Below are 19,812 nucleotides of genomic sequence, written 5' to 3' on the forward strand. Positions count from 1 at the left end.
GGAGGGGAGGGGCGGGAGGAAGCGTGTCAGGCTGGGAGGAACGAGAAGCGGACCTGGCGGACGGAATTGTCGCCGTTGGTGTCGACCAGGCAGAGCGACTGCCAGGTGCCCAACGCCAGCCGGCCGCCGAGCACCGGCAGCGTGGCGTACGGCGGCACGAACGCCGACAGCACGTGGTCGCGGCCGTGGCCGGGGGAGCCGTGCCGGTGCCGCCAGCGGTCGTCGCTGGGGAGCAGGTCGTCCAGCGCCCGGAGCAGGTCGTCGTCGGAGCCGGAGCCGGTCTCGATGATCGCCAGCCCGGCGGTGGCGTGCGGCACGAAGACGTGCAGCAGGCCGTCGCCCTCGCTGGAGACGAACCCCTGGGCCTCGGCGGTGATGTCCCGGACGGCCGGTCGGGACCCGGTCTGGACGGTGATCACGTCACTGCGCATACGTCGCATTCTGCCCCAGTACCGGCTCAGGAGCCGCCGCCACCGCCACCCCCGCCGGAGTCGCCTCCACCACCGCCGGACCAGCCACCGCCGGAGTCGCCGCCGCCGGACCAGCCACCGCCGGACCAGCCGCCGCCGGACCAGCCGCCGGCGCGGAGGCCTCGTAGCGCTAAGTTACCGGCCAGTACCTGTGTTGCTCATCGCGTCGGGGGGACCTAGACGTGACGACGGGTGCCACCAGGGGGCAGGATGGCGCTAGAGACCTATCCCACACACAACCGAGGGAACGCCTGTGGCTACGGAACGCAAGCGCCCGGTGATCAGCGACGGCCTACCGAGCCAGCTTCCGGACATCGACCCTGAAGAGACCAGCGAATGGGTCGAGTCGCTTGACGGTGTCATCGACGAGCGGGGTGCCAAACGCGCCCGCTACGTCATGCTGCGCCTGCTGGAGCGGGCCCGTGAGCGCCAGGTCGGGGTTCCGCCCCTGACCACCACCGACTACATCAACACGATCACGCCGGAGCGCGAGCCGTGGTTCCCGGGCGACGAGCACGTCGAACGGCGGATCCGGGCCTACGTCCGGTGGAACGCCGCGATGCTGGTGCACCGGGCGCAGCGCCCGGAGATCGGCGTCGGTGGCCACATCTCCACCTTCGCCAGCTCGGCGTCGCTCTACGAGGTGGGCTTCAACCACTTCTTCCGGGGCAAGAACCACCCGGGCGGCGGCGACCACATCTACTACCAGGGTCACGCCTCCCCCGGCATGTACGCGCGGGCGTTCCTGGAGGGGCGGCTCAGCGAGCACCAGCTCGACGGCTTCCGCCAGGAGCTGTCGCACCCCGGCGGCGGGCTGCCGTCGTACCCGCACCCGCGGCTGATGCCGGACTTCTGGGAGTTCCCGACCGTCTCGATGGGCCTCGGCGGGCTGAACGCGATCTACCAGGCCCGGTTCAACCGGTACCTGCAGCACCGCGGCATCAAGGACACGTCGCAGCAGCACGTCTGGGCGTTCCTGGGCGACGGTGAGATGGACGAGCCGGAGACGCTGGGCGCCATCGGCGTGGCCGCCCGCGAGGAGCTGGACAACCTCACCTTCGTGATCAACTGCAACCTCCAGCGGCTGGACGGCCCGGTCCGCGGCAACGGCAAGGTGATGCAGGAGCTGGAGGCGTTCTTCCGGGGCGCCGGCTGGAATGTGATCAAGGTGGTCTGGGGCCGGGAGTGGGACCCGCTGCTCGCCGCGGACACCGACGGTGCGCTGGTGAACCTCATGAACACCACGACCGACGGCGACTACCAGACCTACAAGGCGGAGTCCGGCGCGTACGTGCGGGAGCACTTCTTCGGCCGGGACCCGCGCACGCGCAAGATGGCCGAGCCGCTGAGCGACGACGAGATCTGGAACCTCAAGCGGGGTGGGCACGACTACCGCAAGCTCTACGCGGCCTACAAGGCGGCCACCGAGCACACCGGGCAGCCCACCGTCATCCTGGCGAAGACGATCAAGGGCTGGACGCTCGGCTCGCACTTCGAGGGCCGCAACGCGACCCACCAGATGAAGAAGCTGACGCTGGAGGACCTGAAGACCTTCCGCGACCGCCTCTACCTGGACATTCCGGACTCGGCGCTGGAGGAGAACCCCTACCTGCCGCCGTACTACCACCCGGGCGAGAAGTCCGAGGAGTTGGCGTACCTCAAGGAGCGGCGCGAGCAGCTCGGCGGTTACCTGCCGTCCCGGCGGACCAGCACCAAGCGGCTGACCATCCCCGGCCCGGAGCGGTTCGCCGACGTCAAGCGCGGTTCGGGCAAGCAGAAGGTGGCCACCACCATGGCCTTCGTCCGCCTGCTCAAGGACATCATGAAGGACAAGGAGTTCGGCAAGCGCTGGGTGCCGATCATCCCGGACGAGGCGCGCACCTTCGGCCTCGACTCGATCTTCCCGACCGCGAAGATCTACTCGCCGCACGGCCAGCGCTACACCTCGGTCGACCGCGAGCTGTTCCTGTCGTACAAGGAGTCGACCACCGGGCAGATCCTGCACGAGGGAATCAACGAGGCCGGCTCGGTCGCCTCGTTCACCGCGGCGGGCTCCTCGTACGCCACGCACGACGAGCCGATGATCCCGATGTACATCTTCTACTCGATGTTCGGGTTCCAGCGGACCGCCGACGGGCTGTGGGCTGCGGCGGACCAGATGGCGCGGGGCTTCCTGCTCGGCGCGACCGCGGGGCGCACCACGCTCAACGGTGAGGGCCTCCAGCACGAGGACGGCCACTCGCTGCTGATCGCCGCCACCAACCCGGCGGTGGTCGCGTACGACCCGGCGTTCTCCTTCGAGATCGCGCACATCATGGAGAACGGCCTGCACCGGATGTACGGGGACGCGCAGGAGAACGTCCTCTACTACCTGACGGTCTACAACGAGCCGATCCTCCAGCCGGCCGAGCCGGCCGGGGTGGACGTGGAGGGCCTGCTCAAGGGCATCTACCGCTACTCGCCGGCACCGCAGGTCGACGGCCCGAAGGCCAACGTGCTCGCCTCCGGCACCGGCATGCAGTGGGCGCTCAAGGCCCAGCATCTGCTCGCCCAGGACTGGGGGGTGGCCGCCGACGTCTGGTCGGTGACCTCCTGGACCGAACTGCGCCGCGACGCGGTGGAGTGCGAGGAGTACAACCTGCTCAATCCGGGCGCCGAGGCGAAGGTGCCGTACGTCCAGCACAAGCTGGCCGAGGCGGACGGGCCGAAGGTCGCGGTCAGCGACTGGATGCGCGCGGTGCCGGACCTGATCGCGCGCTGGGTGCCCGGCGACTACACGTCGCTCGGCACCGACGGCTACGGCATGTCGGACACCCGGCACGCTCTGCGGCGGCACTTCCACGTCGACGCCGAGTCGATCGTGGTCGCCACGCTGCGGCAGCTCGCCCGCAGCGGCGCGGTTGCGGCCACCGTGCCGGCCGAGGCCGCCAAGAAGTACGCGATCGACGACGTGAACGCCGCCCCGGTCGGCGAGACCGGCGGCGACAGCTGATCCAGCACGACCCAGGAAGGGCCCGGCGCACGTGCGCCGGGCCCTTTTTGGTGCACCCGCACCCTCGCCCCGGACTCCCGACCGACCGGGCGGACGGCGGGTGAGATGGGGGTGGCGGCGGTCCGGGGTCCCTGGCGGGGACCCGGGGCCACCGCCGGGGCGGGTGACGCCGGGGACTCGGCGGATCAGCCGACGGCGGCCAGGTCGGTCAGCCGGGCCAGCGAGTCCTCCAGGTCCGCGCCGACCCGACGCAGCCCCAGGCGCAGCAGGGCCGCCTTGACCGGGCCGGCCGGCCAGCGGACCACGATGAGCCGCACGATGGTCCCGCCCTCCTCCTCCTCGTCCGGAGTGAGCTGGACGTAGATTTCGGTGCGCGCCTCCGCGCGGGCACCCGCGCCCTTGGCCCGTTCCCGCCAGCCGATCAGAGTCGGCTCCTGATAGGCGATCACCTCGGCCTCGTGCGCCGAGCCGCGCCCCGCCTGGACCAACTGCCGCCGCCCGAAGCCCTCCCCCGAGAGCACTTCGGCCGCGCGGACCCCCGCCAGCCAGGCCGGCAACTGCTCAGCCCGCTGTACGACGTCCCAGACCACTTCCACCGGCGCCGCCACGTGCGCACTGCGTTCAACGAGGATCATTTCCGTCTTCCTCCAGTGAGGACATCCCACGATATCGGCACTCTATGCGCAAATTCGGACTTACCTGGACGGGTTCGGAAAAAGACACGCCGATCAACCATTGCGCATCGCGTCATCCCGACCTATGGCGCATTCATCCGGAGCGCCCTAAAGTCCCGAACACGTTTCACGTTGACCGGGAGGGCGCATGCCGACCGCACCGATGCCCGAGTTCCCCGCCAGCTTCCGCTGGGGCGTCTCCACCTCGGCCCACCAGATCGAGGGCGCCACCACAGCAGACGGACGCGGGCCGTCCATCTGGGACACCTTCGCGCACTCCCCCGGCCGGATCAGCGACGGCAGCAGCGGCGCCGTGGCCTGCGACCACTACCACCGGCGCACCGAGGACGTGGCGCTGCTGGCCGGGCTCGGCGTCTCGGCGTACCGGTTCTCCATCGCCTGGCCCCGGGTGCAGCCCACCGGCACCGGCACGGCCAACGCCGCCGGCCTGGACTTCTACGACCGGCTGGTGGACGAGTTGCTGGCCGCCGGCATCGACCCGGTGGCCACCCTGTACCACTGGGACCTGCCCCAAGCGCTGGAGGACGCCGGCGGCTGGCTGCACCGCGACACCGCCGCCCGGTTCGCCGAGTACGCCGACCTGACCGCCGCCCGGCTCGGCGACCGGGTCCGGCTCTGGATCACGCTGAACGAGCCGTTCATCCACATGAGCCTCGGCTACGGAATGGGCGTGCACGCCCCCGGCCGGGTGCTGCTCTTCGACGCCTTTCCGGTCGCCCACCACCAACTGCTCGGGCACGGTCTCGCGGTCGCCGCGCTGCGGACCCGAACCGCCGGCCCGGTGGCGATCGCCAACAACTACTCCCCGGTGCGGGTGCTCGGCGACGGTGACGCCGACCGGGCCGCCGGTGCCGCGTACGAGGCGCTGCACAACCGGCTCTTCACCGACCCGCTGCTCGGCCGGGGTTACCCGGAACTGCCCGGCTTCGACGCCGGCGTGGTCCACCCCGGCGACCTGGACACGATCGCCGCGCCGATCGACGTGCTCGGGGTCAACTACTACAACCCGACCGGCGTACGCGCCGCCGAGGAGGGATCGCCGCTGCCGTTCGACCTGGTCCCGCTCGAGGGCTACCCGCGCACCGCCTTCGACTGGCCGGTGGCTCCCGACGGGCTGCACGACCTGCTCCGCTGGCTTCGCGACACGTACGGCGACGCGCTGCCACCGATCGAGATCACCGAGAGCGGCTGCGCGTACGACGACGTGCCGGACACCGACGGGCGGGTAGCGGACCCGGACCGGATCACGTACCTCGACGGGCACCTGCGGGCGGTGCGGGCCGCCATCGACGACGGGGTGGACGTACGCGGGTACTTCGTGTGGTCGCTGCTCGACAACTGGGAGTGGGCCGAGGGCTTCACCAAGCGCTTCGGTCTGGTGCACGTCGACTACGCCACTCAGACCCGTACGCCGAAGTCCTCGTACACCTGGCTGCGGGACGTGATCGCGGCCGACCGGCCGGGGTCGGCGCGGTGACCACCCTCGACCCGACCCCGGCGTCGCTGCCGGCCGCGCTCGCCGAGCCGACCGTGCCGGTACGGCGCGGCTGGATCGGCTTGATCTTCGCGGCCAACCTCGGGGTCTGGATGGCGTTCTTCACCCCGATCCAGGTGCTGCTGCCGCAGCAGATCGAGCGGATCGCGCCGGGCGACAAGGAGACCATGCTGGCCGTGGTCACCGGCCTGGGCGCGCTGGCCGCGGTGCTCGCCAACCCGCTCGCCGGCGCGCTGTCCGACCGGACCTGCCTGCGGGTGGCCGGCCGGGAGTTCGGCCGCCGGCACGTCTGGACCGCCGGCGGGGCAGTGCTCGGCGCGGCGGCCCTGGTGCTGCTGGCCCAGCAGCAGACCATCCTCGGGGTCGCCCTCGGCTGGGTCGCCGCACAGGTGTGCTTCAACGCGATGCTGGCCAGCCTCACCGCGGCCGTCCCGGACCGGGTGCCGGTCGTGCAGCGCGGCGGTGTCTCCGGCTGGGTGGGCATCCCGCAGGCGCTCGGGCTGGTACTGGGCGCGGTGCTGGTCACCGCCCTGGTCACCGGCAACGCCGCCGGCTACCTGGCCATCGCCGTGGCCATCCTGCTGCTGTCCCTGCCGTTCGCGCTGTTCACCCCCGACGACCCGCTGCCCCGCGCGCACCGGCCGGCGCTGCGGACACGCGCGCTGCTGGCCTCGATGTGGATCAGCCCGCGCCGGCACCCGGACTTCACCTGGGCCTGGATCACCCGGTTCCTGGTCCAGCTCGGCAACGCCCTGGGCACCCTCTACCTGCTGTACTTCCTCACCGACGGGGTACGCCATCCCGACCCCGAGGGCGGTCTGCTCGTCCTGATCCTGCTCTACACGCTCGGCATGATGTTGACCGCGGTGGTCGCCGGCCGGCTGTCGGACCGGTCCGGGCGGCGCAAGATCTACGTGATCATCTCAGGACTGATCATGGCGGTCGCGGCGCTGCTGCTCGCGGTCGCGCCGGTCTGGCCGATGGCGATCGTCGCCGCGCTGCTGCTCGGCGCCGGGTACGGCGTCTACCTCTCGGTGGACGCCGCGCTGATCACCCAGGTGCTGCCCCGGGCCACCGACCGGGCCAAGGACCTCGGCGTGATCAACATTGCCAACTCGGCGCCACAGGTGCTCGGCCCGGCGCTCTCCGCCCCGCTCGTGGTGCACCTGGGCGGCTACCCGACGCTCTACGCGGTCACCGCCGCGGTCACCGTGGTCGGCAGTGCCCTGGTCGTCAAGATCCGCTCAGTCACCTGACCCTCCGGCGTGTTAGGAAGGGCCCCTTGTACAACACCAGGCGATAAGAAGGGGCCCTTCCTTACCCGTTTGCCGGTCGCCGTAGGCTGGGGGCGTGACGGTACGTGTGCGCTTCGCCCCTTCCCCGACCGGTATGTTCCATGTCGGCGGCGCCCGCTCGGCGCTGCAGAACTGGATCTACGCCAAGCAGCAGGGCGGGGTCTTCGTGCTGCGCATCGAGGACACCGACGTGGCGCGCAACAAGCCCGAGTGGACCGAGGGCATCCTCTCCGCGCTGGACTGGATCGGGATCTCCCGGGGCAGCTACGAGGGCCCGTACTTCCAGTCGGCGAACGCCGGCGAGCACCGGGCCGCCGCCGCGCGCCTGTACGAGTCGGGCCGCGCCTACTACTGCGACTGCACCCGAGAGGACGTGCAGGCCCGCACCGGCTCGCAGTACCAGGGCTACGACGGCTACCACCGCGACCTCGGCCTCGGCCCCGGCCCGGGGCACGCGCTGCGCTTCCGTACGCCCGACGAGGGCGCGACCGTGGTGGTCGACCTGATCCGCGGTGAGCCCACCTTCGAGAACAAGCTCATCGAGGACTTCGTCATCGCCCGGGGCGACGGCTCGCCGGTCTTCCTGCTGGCCAACGTCGTCGACGACATGACCATGGGGATCACCCACGTGATCCGGGCCGAGGAGCACCTGCCCAACACCCCCAAGCAGCAGCTGCTCTGGGAAGCCCTCGGGGTCAAGCCGCCGATCTGGGCGCACGTGCCTGTGGTGGTCAACGAGAAGCGGCAGAAGCTCTCCAAGCGCCGGGACAAGGTCGCCCTGGAGGCGTACCGCGACGAGGGTTACCTCGCCGGCGCGATGCGCAACTACCTCATGCTGCTCGGCTGGGCCCCCTCCGGCGACCGGGAGATCGTTCCCTGGTCGGTCATCGAGGACGAGTTCCGGCTGGAGGAGGTCAACCTCTCCTCGGCGTTCTTCGACGAGAAGAAGCTGCGCGCGTTCAACGGCGAGTACATCCGCGCGCTGCCGGTGGCCGAGTTCATCGACGCCTGCCAGCCGTGGTTGGCCGGCACCGGGACCATCGCGCCGCCGCCGTGGCAGCCCGAGGAGTTCGACGCCGACGCGTTCGCCGCCGTAGCGCCGCTGGCTCAGACCCGGATCGCGGTGCTCAGCGAGATCGTGCCGAACGTCGACTTCCTCTTCCTGGCCTCGCCACTGATGGACGAGGCTGCCTGGACCAAGACCATGAAGGACGGTTCCGCCGACCTGCTGGACGCCGCCATCGCCGCGTTCGATGCGCTGGAGTCCTGGGACGCCGAGTCACTGAAGTCGACGCTGGAGGCGGTCGGCGCCGACCGGGGTCTCAAGCTCGGCAAGACGCAGGCACCCGTCCGGGTCGCCGTCACCGGTCGTACCATCGGCCTGCCGCTGTTCGAGTCGCTGGAGGTGCTCGGCCGCGAGCGCACCCTGACCCGGATGCGCGCCGCCCGCGTCCGCCTGGTCTGACCGCCTCCGCCGCGTAACGCCGCGCCGCTCGACGACGGCGGGGCGGCTTGGGTCGGCGTCGCCCTCCGCACCGAAGTGGCGGCGTCACCTGATGGAGCCGGGCGCACCCTCCTCGCCGCCTTTGCTCTGCTTACTCATCCGCAACAGAAACAGGCACTGAGTGTTGCGTGCGTGTAAGCAGAGCAAAGGTGGCAACGTGGCTGACCGAGGGTCGGCCAGGCATTTGGATCGGGCTCAGCCGCGGGTGGCGCGGCGGCGCAGCAGGAATCCGCTCACCAGGGCGACGATCAGCGCCAGGGCGCCGAGTGCCCAGAGCCACCGGCGGTGATCGGAGTCGGCGCGCTCCTGCGCCAGCGGCACGACCGCCGTCGGGCTGCCGTTCTCCGCGCCGGGTGACGCCGAGGCCGGCCCGGCCGACGGCGAGGCGGCCGCGACGCCCGGCGTCGCGGCAGTGCCACCGCTGACCGATGGCAGGGCGGACGGGCTCGCGGACGGGTCGGCGGCCGTTCCGGTGGTGAGGGTGAAGCGCACCTCGCCCTTCACCGGGTGCCCGTCGCCGGAGGCGACCTGGTAACCGACGATGTAGAGCCCCGCGGCACCGGGCGTGAACGGCACACGCACGCGGCTGCCGGCGAAGGCCGGCAGCCCGCCAGCGACCACATTGTCCGGTCCGGTTACTGTGATCTTCGTCGTAGCCGGGTCCAGCTTGGCCAGGAAACGGAGCTCGACCCGGGTGGGCGCGGTGGCCACCCGGGCGCCGTCGCGCGGATCGCTGCCGGTCAGCGAATTGTGCGCCGCGGCCGGCGTCGCCGGGGCCAGCAACGACACACCGCACGCCACGCCGAGCACCACTGGCACGACCCGCACCACACGTGTAAACCTGCCCCCCATGAACCCCTCCGTAAGGGTACGATCCGCCCGCTGATCAAACGGCTCCTCATTAGTCGAGCAGAGATCGCAGATAGTTCCAATTACTGCTCCACAAGCTGAAAATCATCGACGTTCTGCGACTCTGTGAGAGTGGCCCCGACCACCCGGTCGGTTCCGCCACCGACCAATCGATCCGGACGTCACGGCGAAGCCATCCATCGAACGGGGCGAGGAGGCGGGATGGTCCGACAGATGAGGCGGTGGGTCGCCGTGCTGGCCGGCACGCTGGCGGCGACGCTGCTGTCGCTCGGCACCGCCGGCCCGGCCGCGGCGGCACCGAAGCCGGCACCCGCCGGGGTGGACATCACCGGCCCGGGGCTGTCCGAGCCGCTGCGCCTGCGCGCGGAAACGCAGCCCGCGCACGTGGTCGCGGTCATCGACCAGGTCAACTTCCTCGGCCGCACCGGCCAGCCCAAGGGGCCGAAGGCGGCCACCCTCGGTCCGAAGTACACGGTCGTGGTGCTCGCCGGTGAGACGCCGAAGCAGACGTACGACCTTTATCCCAAGGCGGTCGGCGGTCCGCGGATCTACCGGCCGGCGAAGCAGCCGGACTCCCGCAAGATTGGCGCCGGTTGGTTCCTCGGCCGGCTCAGCATGTCCGAGACGTTGCGCACCGCAGGGGTGCCGCTGGAGCGGCAGTTCGACACGGTCAGCGGCGGCGTGGGCGGCGGCGAGCGGGTGCTCCCGGAGGACACTCTCGACCCGGCCAAGGACATCGACGAGGCGCTCGGCGAGTTGCAGCGACTGCTGCTGCTCAACGTCGCGGTGATGCTGACCATCACGGTCGGCCTCGCGGGGATCGCGCTGCTGATCCGTCGCCGCACCCGCTGACCGCCAGCACGGCCGCACGCTGATCGTCAGGCGGGCGGTCGTGTGGTCAGCACCAGCGGCGCGGTGGACGCTCCCGGCGGGTGGCCCGCTGACGCGGCCGGACCGGGCCGTGCCGGTGGGCGCCGGCCCATCCGGGCATCTCGCTGCGGCACCCCGCGGTGGAGTCGGGCTCGGGCTCCCCGGGCAGCGCCGGCTCGGCGGCCCGCTGACGGGGCACCACGGCGTCGTCGTCGGCCCCGGCAGCGGGCCGGCCGGTGGTCGGCTCCGCCGGGTGTGACGGCACGCCGCCAACCGCCCGGCGGTGCTTGGCAGCCGCCTGCGGGTCGTGGTGCCCCGGCCGGCAGGGCTCGCCCTGGGCGCAGCCGTGCTCGGCCTCCCCGTGCGCCATCCCGGTCTCCTCACGCTCGCACTCACCCGCGGGTGCTCCCCCCGACGTGCCCTGCCACCGTACTGGCCGGGACCGACGGGTCGCGCACGGCGTACCCCGGGGTCAGCGCTTCGGACGACGAGGTAACAGCGTCTCCCAGACCGGGACCCGCCTCGACCGACGACCGGTACCGGCGGCCAGGCCGGACCCGGTCAACGGCTGCGGTGGGCCTCCAGATCGGCGCGGGTGAGCTCCGTCCCCTCGGCCAGCCGGGCGGTGCCGTACGGCTTCGCGGTCTTCCGGACGAAGGCGCAGGGCAGCCCGGTGTGCCGGCCGAGCGCGGTCACCACCGGGATCCCGCCCATCTCCAGCCCGGCCAGCACTTCCGTGTCGGTCGGGACCAGCGGCGCGAGGTGGGCGGCCACCCGGTCCAGCAGGCGGGGATCGGCCTCGAACCGGTACTTGTCGAAGTACTCGTCGGCGGTGCGGCCGGAGCGGAGCACGAACTCGCCGGTCAGCCGGCAGGTGGTGTCGATCTCGCGGGCCAGCGCGGCCATGGTCTCTGCGGGAGTCATGATGATCATTCTCGCCGGATCGGTGCGCGGTGGGCGTACCCCTTTCGGCGCATGCCGGGTCCGGCGGGGTCCTCCTCCGGTCGGAGTCCGACGGTCGGCGGCTGTGGTGGGATCAGGGGTATGCGACCGCCGCCGTGGCTCGGCTCCGGTACCCGCGGCCGGGACCTCGCGCTGGCCGGCGCGTCGCTGGCCGGCGGCCTGGTGCTGTGGACCCTCGGTTGGCAACCGCAGATCCGTCCGCACCCGGACGTGCCGGCCGGCCTGTTCCTGCCGCCGCTGCTGGCCATGTGCGTGGCCGTGGGCCTGCGCCGCGTCGCCCCACGGACCAGCCTGGCCGTCGGCACCGGGGCGGTGGTCGTGGACATCGCGCTCGGCGGCTCGCTGGGGACGATCCTGATCTACACCCAGGTGCTCTACGACGCCTGCGTGTACGGCCCACCACGGCTGTGGCGGTGGCTGCTGCGGGTGACCATCGGGCTGAGCCTGGTCGGCGCGGTGGTCGGCGTGCTCCTCTCCGACCAGTGGAGCGGTGTCGCCGTCGGGGTGCTGGTGGTGCTCGTCGGCCTGTTGCCGGTGCTCACCGGGATCAGCGTGCGGCAGTACCGCGACCAGGCCGCCGCCGAGCGGGCCCGGGCCGAGCAGACCGCCCGGCTGGTCGAGCTGGACCGCTGGCAGGCGGTCAGCGCCGAACGGGCCCGGATGGCCCGGGAGCTGCACGATGTGGTCGCCAACCATCTCAGCGCGGTGGCCATCCACGCCACCGCCGTGCTGTCGGTGCCCGGACTGGACCGCGGCCAGGTCGAGTCGGCGTTGCGGGTGATCCGGGAGAGCAGTGTGCAGGGTCTGACGGAGATGCGGCAGATGATCGAACTGCTGCGCGAGCCGGGTCCCGGCGGCGCGCGCGCACCGGCGGGCGACGGCGGCGCGCTGCCGGAGGCGGCCACCGCGCGGCTCGCCGAGGCGGACCGGTTGGTCGAGCGGATCCGGGCCGCCGGCCTCGCGGTGCGGGTCCGCACCGACGGCACACCCGGTCCGCTGCCGGTGGGGGTGGACCTCGCGGCGTACCGGATCGTGCAGGAGTCCCTGACCAACGCCCTCAAGCACGGCGCGGGCGAGGCGGAGCTGACCATCGCGTACCGGCCGACGGAGGTGGAGCTGACCGTGGAGAACCCGGTGCGCCGGGGCGGCGCCGGGCTGACCGGCGCCGGGGCCGGGCTGATCGGAATGCGGGAACGCGCCACGCTTCTGGCGGGCCGGTTCAGCGCCGGGCCGCACGACGGCCGCTGGCAGGTCCGGGCCGCGCTGCCCACCCGGGAGGACGGGTGACCGGCCCGGCCCGGGCGCCGGACGACGGCGGCGCAGCGGGCGGGCCGACGGGACCGGCGGTCCGGGTGGTGCTGGCGGACGACCAGCCGGCCGTACGAGCCGGGCTGACCCTGATCCTGGCCGGCGCGCCCGGCGTCGAGGTGATCGGCGAGGCGGGCGACGGCGACGAGGCGGTACGGCTGTGCCGGGAGCTGCGTCCGGACGTCGCTGTGCTCGACATCCGGATGCCGCGCCGGGACGGCATCTCCGCGACCCGGGCGATCGTCGCCGAGGGACTCGCCGACGTGCTGGTGCTCACCACCTTCGACCTCGACGAGTACGTCTTCGGGGCGCTGCGCGCCGGAGCGGCCGGTTTTCTGCTCAAGGACACCGACGCCGCGGGGCTGGTCGCGGCGGTGCGGACGGTGGCACGCGGGGACGGGTTCATCGCCCCGGCGGTGACCCGCCGGTTGATCGCGGCCTTCGCGGCCACCGCGCCGGGTGCGTCGGCGGCCACCCGGGCCGCCCTGGACACGCTCACCCCGCGCGAGCGGGACGTGCTCGCCTGTCTCGGCCTGGGCCTGTCCAACCAGCAGATCGCCGACCGGCTGGCGATGGCGGAGAGCACCACCAAGACGCATGTCAGCCGGATCCTGGCAAAGCTGGACCTGCGCAGCCGGGTGCAGGCCGCGATCCTGGCCCAGGAACTGGGCCTGCCCGCTCCCGACCCGCCGCCGTGACCGCGGGCCGGGCCGGCCCGGCATGAAGATCCAGGTCAGCGCGTGTCAGGCTAGGGCGGTGAGTACGCCGGGCGGTGGGGAGCTGACGGCCACGCTGCGTCAGATCGAGCGCGCGGCGGGGGCGCTGGCCACCGCCAGCGTGGCCCGGATGGACGAGACGCTGCCCTGGTTCCGCGCCCTGCCGGCCGACCAGCGCTCCTGGGTGATGCTGGTGGCCCAGGCCGGCGCCCGGTCGCTGGTGCAGTGGCTACGCGACGGCGGCGGCACGGCGGACAGCACCCAGGAGGTCTCCGACGAGGTCTTCGCCGCCGCTCCCGAGGCGCTGGCCCGGTCGATCACCCTCCAGCAGACCGTGGCACTGATCAAGGTGACCATCGACGTGGTCGAGGAGCAGGTGTCGCACCTGGCCGCCGAGGGCGAGGAGCAGCAGCTGCGTGAGGCGGTGCTGCGCTTCTCCCGCGAGATCGCGTTCGCCGCCGCCCGGGTGTACGCGCGGGCCGCCGAGTCACGCGGCGCGTGGGACGCCCGGTTACAGGCCCTGCTGGTCGACGCGCTGCTGCGCGGTGACTCACCGGACGTGCTGGCCAGCCGCGCGGCGGCGCTCGGCTGGACGGACGCGCCTCCGGTGGCGGTGGCGGTCGGCCGCTCCCCCGGCGGGGAGGTCTCCGCGGTGCTGCACGTGGTCTACCGGCAGGCCCGGCGGATCGGGGTGGAGGTGATCGGCGGGGTGCACGGCGACCGGCTGGTGATCGTGCTGGGCGGCGCGGCGGACCCGCTGGGGGCCACCGGCAAGCTGCTGACCGCGTTCGGGGACGGGCCGGTGGTGGTGGGTCCGGCCGTACCCAGTCTGGACGAGGCGACGGAGTCGGCGCGGGCCGCGCTGGCCGGCTTCCGGGCGGCCCCGGCCTGGCCGACGGCGCCCCGGCCGGTGCCGGCCGCCGACCTGCTGCCGGAGCGGGCCCTGGCCGGCGACGCGGAGGCCCGCCGCCGTCTGCGGCACGACGTGTACGCGACCCTGGTGCGCGCCGGTGGCGAGCTGCTGGAGACGCTGGACGCGTTCCTGGCCGCCGGCGGCACACTGGAGAGCGCCGCGCGGGCGCTGTTCGTGCACCCGAACACGGTGCGCTACCGTCTGCGCCGCATCGCGGAGGTGACCGGCTTCTCGCCACTGTCTCCCCGGGACGCGTTCGCCCTCCAGGTGGCGCTGACCGTCGGCCGGCTGGATCCGGTGACCCCGGTGATCCCGCCCGTCCCGACCCAGACAATGACCCCGGCGGCCCGGAAATCCACCCAAACCGGCGACGATCACCGCCGATCTTTGTAGGAACCCTCCAAAGCTTCTAGTGTGGTTTGGTCGAGGCCGGCACAGCGTTACCCACGCGTATCGGGGAGAGTCATAGTCGTGCTCGCCGTACTTAGTCCCGGCCAGGGTTCCCAGAAACCCGGCTTCCTGACCCCCTGGCTCGACCTGACCGGCACCGAGGCGCGACTGCGCTGGTGGTCGGCTCTGGCCGGGGTCGATCTGGTGCACCTGGGCACCGCCGCCGACGCCGACGAGATCAAGGACACCGCCCGCACCCAGCCGCTGCTGGTCGCCGCGGCGCTGCTCGCCGCCGAGCACCTGCCGCTGTACGACGTGACGCTCACCGCCGGGCACAGCGTCGGCGAGCTCGGTGCCGCGACGCTGGCCGGGGTGCTGTCGGCCGAGGCCGCCATCACCCTCGCCGGTGTCCGGGGCCGGGAGATGGCCGCCGCGTGCGCGCTGGAGCCGACCGGGATGGCCGCCGTGCTCGGCGGCGACCCGGACGAGGTACTCGCCGCGATCGCCGCGCACGGGCTGCACCCGGCCAACCGCAACGGCGCCGGGCAGATCGTCGCGGCCGGTTCGCTGGACGGGCTGGACAAGCTCGCCGCCGAGCCGCCGGCGAAGACCCGGATCATCCGGCTCCAGGTGGCCGGCGCGTTCCACACCCCGTACATGGCGCCGGCCGAGACCGCGCTGGCCGCGGTGGCCGCCGGGATCATCCCGGCCGACCCGGCCCGGATCCTGCTGTCGAACCTCGACGGCGCCGCGGTCGACCACGGCCGCGACATGGTGCAGCGCCTGGTCCGCCAGGTCACCGCGCCGGTCCGCTGGGACCTGTGCATGCGCACGCTGGCCGACCTCGGTGTGACCGGCGTGATCGAGCTGCCGCCGGCCGGCACACTGGCCGGGCTGGTCAAGCGGGAGCTGAAGGGCGACGGCGCCCCGGAGATCGTCACCCTGAACACCCCGGACGACCTACCGGCCGCGCGGGACCTGATCGCCCGGCACGGCATGGCGCCCAGCCACGAGCCGACCATGCAGTTCCGCGTGGTGGTGGCACCGTCCGCCGGCACCTTCGCCCCGTCCGCGGAGCTGACCGAGGGCGAGACGATCCGCGCCGGCCAGGTCGTCGGGCACATCGGCACCCGGCAGGGGCCGGTCGAGGTGACCGCGCACCAGGGCGGCGTCCTCACCGAATGGCTCGCCCACCACGACGACCCGGTCGCGCCGGGCCAACCGCTCGCCCGCATCGGAGGTCGCTCATGACTGGCAGTCGCATCGTCTCGATGGGGCACTACCAGCCGTCCCGGGTGGTGACCAACGACGACATCGCCCAGCTCGTGGACACCAACGACGAGTGGATCCGGGACCGGGTCGGCATCGTCACCCGCCGGATCGCCGACAGTGAGACGGTGGCCGACATGGCCGCCGCCGCCGCCGGCAAGGCGCTGGCCAACTCCGGCCTGACCGCCGCCGACATCGACCTGGTCGTGGTCGCCACCTGCACCTCGGTCGACCGCAGCCCCAACGTGGCCTGCCGGGTCGCCGCCAAGCTGGGCATCGCCGCGCCGGGCGCGTACGACGTCAACACCGCCTGCTCGGGCTTCGCCTACGCGCTGGGCACCGTCGACCACGCCATCCGGGCCGGGGCGTCGCGCAACGCGATCGTCATCGGCGCGGAGAAGCTCTCCGACTTCACCGACTGGACCGACCGCTCCACCTGCATCATCTTCGGCGACGGCGCCGGTGCCGCGGTGGTAACCGCGACCGCCGACGACGAGCCGGCCGGGATCGGTCCGGTGGTCTGGGGTTCGGCGCCGGAGAAGAGCGACGCGGTCCGCATCGAGGGCTGGCGCCCGTACATCCAGCAGGAGGGGCAGTCGGTCTTCCGCTGGGCCACCACCGCGCTGGCGCCACTGGCCCTGCAGGCGTGCGAGCGGGCCGGGGTCGATCCGTCGGAGCTCGCCGCGTTCGTGCCGCACCAGGCCAACGCCCGGATCATCGACGGCATCGCCAAGCGGCTCAACATCCCCAACGCGATCATCGCGAAGGACATCGTCGAGTCCGGCAACACCTCCGCGGCGAGCGTACCGCTGGCCCTGTCCAAGCTGGTCGAGCGGCGAGAGGTGCCCTCGGGCGCCCCGGTGCTGCTGTTCGGCTTCGGCGGTGGCCTGACCTACGCCGGTCAGGTCGTCCGCTGCCCCTGATGACCCCCTCGGGCGCACACGCGCCCAGGAGTGGCGGCTGGCGACGCCGGCCGCCGGAGAACCCCCGATGAAAGGAACCAACCGCAATGACCCGTGACGAGATCACCACCGGCCTCGCCGAGATCCTCGAAGAGGTTGCCGGGGTGAACCCGGACGACGTGGCCGAGGGGAAGTCCTTCACCGACGACCTCGACGTCGACTCGCTCTCCATGGTGGAGGTCGTGGTGGCGGCCGAGGAGAAGTTCGGCGTCAAGATCCCGGACAACGAGGTGCAGAACCTCAAGACCGTCGGGGACGCCGTCACCTACATCGCGGCGCAGTCCTGATCATGAGTCGTCCCGACGTCGTCGTCACCGGGCTCGGCGCGACGACCCCGCTTGGCGGGGACGTCGCGTCGACCTGGGACGCAATGCTCGCCGGCCGCTCCGGGGTGAGTGCCCTCACCCAGGAGTGGGCCGCGCAACTGCCGGTCCGGATCGCCGCCCAGCTGGCCGTGGAACCGTCCGAGGTGCTGGACCGGATCCGGTTGCGCCGGCTGGACCGCTCCGAGGCGATCGCGATCATCGCGGCGCAGCAGGCCTGGGCGGACGCCGGCCTGGCCGACTCCGGCCTCGACGGTGAACGCCTGGCGGTCAGCGTCGGCTCCGGCATCGGCGGTGCCACCACCCTGCTCGCCCAGGACGACATCCTGGAGGCGTCCGGGCCGCGGCGGGTCTCCCCGCACACCATCCCGATGCTGATGCCGAACGGTCCGGCCGCCTGGGTCGGGCTGGAGCTGGGCGCCAAGGCCGGCGTGCACTCGGTGGCCAGCGCCTGCGCGACCGGCGCGGAGGCGATCGCGCTCGGCCTGGACATCATCCGCGCCGGCCGGGCCGACGTGGTGGTGGCCGGCGGCACCGAGGCGGTCATCCACGCCCTGCCGATCGCCGGGTTCAGCTCGATGCGGGCCATGTCGACCCGCAACGACGAGCCGGAGCGGGCCTCCCGCCCGTGGGACCGGGGCCGTGACGGCTTCGTCCTCGGCGAGGGCGCCGGCATCGTGGTGCTCGAGCGGGCGGAGCACGCCGCCGCCCGGGGCGCCCGGGTGTACGCGCGCCTCGCCGGCGCCGGGATCACCTCCGACGCGTACGACATCGTGCAGCCGCACGCCGAGGGCGAGGGCGCCATCCGGGCCATCGCCAGGGCGATCGCGGACGCGGACGTGGCCAAGCGGGACATCGTGCACGTCAACGCGCACGCCACGTCGACCCCGGTCGGCGACATGCTGGAGATCGGCGCGCTGCACAAGGCACTCGGCAACCACCCGGTGCTGGCCGCGACCAAGTCGATGACCGGCCACCTGCTCGGTGCGGCCGGCGCGCTGGAGTCGATCGCCACCATCCTGGCCATCCGTGACGGTGTCGTACCTCCGACGATCAACCTCGACGACCCGGACGACGGTCTCACCCTGGAGGTGGCCGCCCACAAGGCGCGCCACATGGAGATCCCGGCCGCGCTGAACAACGCGTTCGGCTTCGGCGGCCACAACGTGGCTCTCGTCTTCACACGGGCCTGAGACCACCGCCTTGGAGGCGCACGTGAGCACCGCCGCCCTCGGTGCGGACAGCCGCACGGTGGACCACCGGGATCCTGAGGTCCGGCTCCGGGCGCTGTTCGACGCCGGCTCGCTGCGCCTGCTGGCCCCCCGGGACAGCTCCGGGGTGCTCTGGGCGCGTGGCGAGATCGAGGGCACGCCCGCCATCGCGTACGCCACCGACGCCACCAGGATGGGCGGCGCGATGGGCACCGACGGGTGCCGGCACGTGGTCGACGCGATCGACACCGCCGTGCGGGAGCGGGTGCCGGTGCTGGGCCTCTGGCACTCCGGCGGCGCCCGGCTGGCCGAGGGCGTGGTCGCGCTCGACGCGGTCGGGCAGGTCTTCGCGGCCATGGTCCGCGCGTCAGGCCGGGTACCACAGATCTCCGTGGTGCTCGGGCCGGCGGCCGGTGGCGCGGCGTACGGGCCGGCGCTGACCGACATCGTGGTGATGAGCGGCGCCGGGCGGATCTTCGTGACCGGGCCCGAGGTGGTCCGCAGCGTCACCGGTGAGCAGGTCGACATGGAGCGCCTGGGCGGCCCCGAGCCGCACGGCCGCCGCTCCGGCGTGGTGCACGTGACCTGCGCCGACGACGCGGCGGCGATGGTCGAGTCGCGCAAGCTCGCCGCGCTGCTCGGCCGCCAGGGCCGGCTCTCCCCCGACGACGTGCCGGCCGCCGACGCGGAGGGGCACGACCTGTCGGCGAAGATGCCGGCCGAGACCAACCGGGCGTACGACGTCAAGCCGGTGGTCAAGGCCCTGCTCGACTCCCCCGGCGTGGAGCTGCACGCCAAGTGGGCGCCGAACGTGGTGACCACGCTGGGCCGGTTCGCCGGCCGGACGGTCGGGGTGATCGCCAACAACCCGCTGCGCCTCGGCGGCTGCCTGGACGCGTCCAGCGCGGAGAAGGCGGCCCGGTTCGTGCGGATGTGCGACTCGCTGGGCGTGCCGCTGATCGTGCTGGTCGACGTGCCCGGCTACCTGCCCGGCCTGGGCCAGGAGTGGGACGGCGTGGTCCGGCGCGGGGCGAAGCTGCTGCACGCGTTCGCCGAGGCGGTGGTGCCGAGGGTGACCCTGGTGACCCGCAAGGCGTACGGCGGCGCGTACATCGCGATGAACTCCCGCTCGCTGGGTGCCACCGCGGTCTTCGCCTGGCCGAACGCGGAGGTCGCGGTGATGGGTGCCAGCGCGGCGGTCAACATCCTGTACCGCAAGAAGCTCGCCGCCGCTCGGGCGGAGGAGCGGGAGACGCTGCGCGCGCAGCTGATCGAGGAGCAGACCCGCACGGCGGGCGGGGTCAACCGGGCGCTGGAGATCGGCGTGGTGGATGACGTGATCAAGCCGGCGGAGACCCGCCGGCGGATCGCCGAGGCGCTGGCCGGCGCCCCGGCCGCCCGCGGCGCGCACGGCAACATCCCGCTGTAGCGGTGCAAGGAAGGGCCCCTTCTTATCGCGTCGCGATAAGAAGGGGCCCTTCCTTGCGGGCCAGGCCGGCCGGGGGCGGCGCGACCGGTTTCCGGCCGGGCGGGTCAAGGCCCTGGGCCGGCCGGGGGTACGGGCCG

18 protein-coding genes are annotated in these 19,812 nt (G+C 72.8%); 13 read left to right on the forward strand and 5 right to left on the reverse strand.

Annotated features, from left to right (window positions below):
• Positions 1-26: 26 nt before the first annotated feature.
• The gene (locus tag KBX63_RS31620) at positions 27-431 is read right to left on the reverse strand and encodes a secondary thiamine-phosphate synthase enzyme YjbQ (protein ID WP_210917623.1); all 405 of its coding nucleotides are present in this window, start codon (positions 429-431) and stop codon (positions 27-29) included.
• Between the two features lie 292 nt (positions 432-723).
• Between KBX63_RS31620 and aceE the strand changes: the two genes are divergently transcribed.
• Positions 724-3,462, forward strand: a complete 2,739-nt coding sequence (gene aceE / locus KBX63_RS31625; RefSeq protein ID WP_210917626.1) for a pyruvate dehydrogenase (acetyl-transferring), homodimeric type — start codon at positions 724-726, stop codon at positions 3,460-3,462.
• 185 nt (positions 3,463-3,647) lie between these two features.
• Here aceE and KBX63_RS31630 read toward each other — a convergent pair whose 3' ends face one another.
• Entirely contained in the window at positions 3,648-4,097 is a 450-nt protein-coding gene (locus tag KBX63_RS31630) for an SRPBCC domain-containing protein (protein ID WP_074313361.1), read from the reverse strand.
• 187 nt (positions 4,098-4,284) lie between these two features.
• Here KBX63_RS31630 and KBX63_RS31635 point away from each other — a divergent pair, with 187 nt between their 5' ends.
• The 3 genes from KBX63_RS31635 to gltX all read left to right on the forward strand — a co-directional run bounded on the left by KBX63_RS31635 (position 4,285) and on the right by gltX (position 8,412).
• On the forward strand, positions 4,285-5,634 hold the full coding sequence (locus KBX63_RS31635; protein ID WP_210917629.1) for a GH1 family beta-glucosidase: 1,350 nt from the start codon (positions 4,285-4,287) through the stop codon (positions 5,632-5,634).
• Positions 5,631-6,908: an MFS transporter gene (locus tag KBX63_RS31640; RefSeq protein ID WP_210917632.1), complete on the forward strand. Its 1,278-nt coding sequence runs from the start codon at positions 5,631-5,633 to the stop codon at positions 6,906-6,908. Before KBX63_RS31635 ends, KBX63_RS31640 begins: the two co-directional genes overlap by 4 nt.
• Before the next feature lie 94 nt (positions 6,909-7,002).
• On the forward strand, positions 7,003-8,412 hold the full coding sequence (gltX, locus tag KBX63_RS31645) for a glutamate--tRNA ligase (RefSeq protein WP_307871911.1): 1,410 nt from the start codon (positions 7,003-7,005) through the stop codon (positions 8,410-8,412).
• Positions 8,413-8,646: 234 nt separating this feature from the next.
• On the opposite strand, the gene KBX63_RS31650 is transcribed toward gltX, so the two are convergent.
• A complete protein-coding gene (locus tag KBX63_RS31650) occupies positions 8,647-9,279 on the reverse strand; it encodes a copper resistance protein CopC (RefSeq protein WP_307871913.1) in 633 nt (210 codons plus the stop codon).
• Positions 9,280-9,522: 243 nt separating this feature from the next.
• On the opposite strand from KBX63_RS31650, the gene KBX63_RS31655 reads away from it, so the two are divergent.
• Positions 9,523-10,173 carry a hypothetical protein gene (locus tag KBX63_RS31655; protein WP_210917636.1) on the forward strand — a complete coding sequence of 217 codons (651 nt, stop codon included), beginning with the start codon at positions 9,523-9,525 and terminating at the stop codon, positions 10,171-10,173.
• 46 nt (positions 10,174-10,219) lie between these two features.
• Here KBX63_RS31655 and KBX63_RS31660 read toward each other — a convergent pair whose 3' ends face one another.
• Together KBX63_RS31660 and KBX63_RS31665 are read right to left on the reverse strand one after the other, a co-directional pair.
• Positions 10,220-10,561, reverse strand: a complete 342-nt coding sequence (locus KBX63_RS31660) for a hypothetical protein (protein ID WP_210917638.1) — start codon at positions 10,559-10,561, stop codon at positions 10,220-10,222.
• Between the two features lie 191 nt (positions 10,562-10,752).
• Positions 10,753-11,115, reverse strand: coding sequence for an orotate phosphoribosyltransferase (locus tag KBX63_RS31665; RefSeq protein ID WP_247663745.1), 363 nt, complete (start codon positions 11,113-11,115; stop codon positions 10,753-10,755).
• A gap of 120 nt (positions 11,116-11,235) precedes the next feature.
• Here KBX63_RS31665 and KBX63_RS31670 point away from each other — a divergent pair, with 120 nt between their 5' ends.
• The 8 genes from KBX63_RS31670 to KBX63_RS31705 all read left to right on the forward strand — a co-directional run bounded on the left by KBX63_RS31670 (position 11,236) and on the right by KBX63_RS31705 (position 19,675).
• Positions 11,236-12,441 (forward strand): sensor histidine kinase, encoded by a 1,206-nt coding sequence (locus tag KBX63_RS31670; RefSeq protein ID WP_210917641.1) that lies wholly within the window; start codon positions 11,236-11,238, stop codon positions 12,439-12,441.
• Positions 12,438-13,160: a response regulator transcription factor gene (locus KBX63_RS31675; RefSeq protein ID WP_210917643.1), complete on the forward strand. Its 723-nt coding sequence runs from the start codon at positions 12,438-12,440 to the stop codon at positions 13,158-13,160. Before KBX63_RS31670 ends, KBX63_RS31675 begins: the two co-directional genes overlap by 4 nt.
• Positions 13,161-13,182: 22 nt before the next feature.
• Positions 13,183-14,484 carry a helix-turn-helix domain-containing protein gene (locus KBX63_RS31680; RefSeq protein ID WP_247663746.1) on the forward strand — a complete coding sequence of 434 codons (1,302 nt, stop codon included), beginning with the start codon at positions 13,183-13,185 and terminating at the stop codon, positions 14,482-14,484.
• A gap of 78 nt (positions 14,485-14,562) precedes the next feature.
• A complete protein-coding gene (locus KBX63_RS31685) occupies positions 14,563-15,732 on the forward strand; it encodes an acyltransferase domain-containing protein (protein WP_210917648.1) in 1,170 nt (389 codons plus the stop codon).
• Positions 15,729-16,673, forward strand: a complete 945-nt coding sequence (locus tag KBX63_RS31690; protein WP_210917650.1) for a beta-ketoacyl-ACP synthase III — start codon at positions 15,729-15,731, stop codon at positions 16,671-16,673. Before KBX63_RS31685 ends, KBX63_RS31690 begins: the two co-directional genes overlap by 4 nt.
• Before the next feature lie 86 nt (positions 16,674-16,759).
• Positions 16,760-16,999, forward strand: coding sequence for an acyl carrier protein (locus KBX63_RS31695; protein WP_074313380.1), 240 nt, complete (start codon positions 16,760-16,762; stop codon positions 16,997-16,999).
• Between the two features lie 2 nt (positions 17,000-17,001).
• Entirely contained in the window at positions 17,002-18,228 is a 1,227-nt protein-coding gene (fabF, locus tag KBX63_RS31700) for a beta-ketoacyl-ACP synthase II (RefSeq protein WP_210917653.1), read from the forward strand.
• A gap of 22 nt (positions 18,229-18,250) precedes the next feature.
• Positions 18,251-19,675: an acyl-CoA carboxylase subunit beta gene (locus tag KBX63_RS31705; protein WP_210917655.1), complete on the forward strand. Its 1,425-nt coding sequence runs from the start codon at positions 18,251-18,253 to the stop codon at positions 19,673-19,675.
• The last annotated feature ends 137 nt before the right edge of the window (positions 19,676-19,812 follow it).

It is taken from the genome of Micromonospora sp. U21 (assembly GCF_018070045.1).
Taxonomy (GTDB): Bacteria; Actinomycetota; Actinomycetes; order Mycobacteriales; family Micromonosporaceae; genus Micromonospora.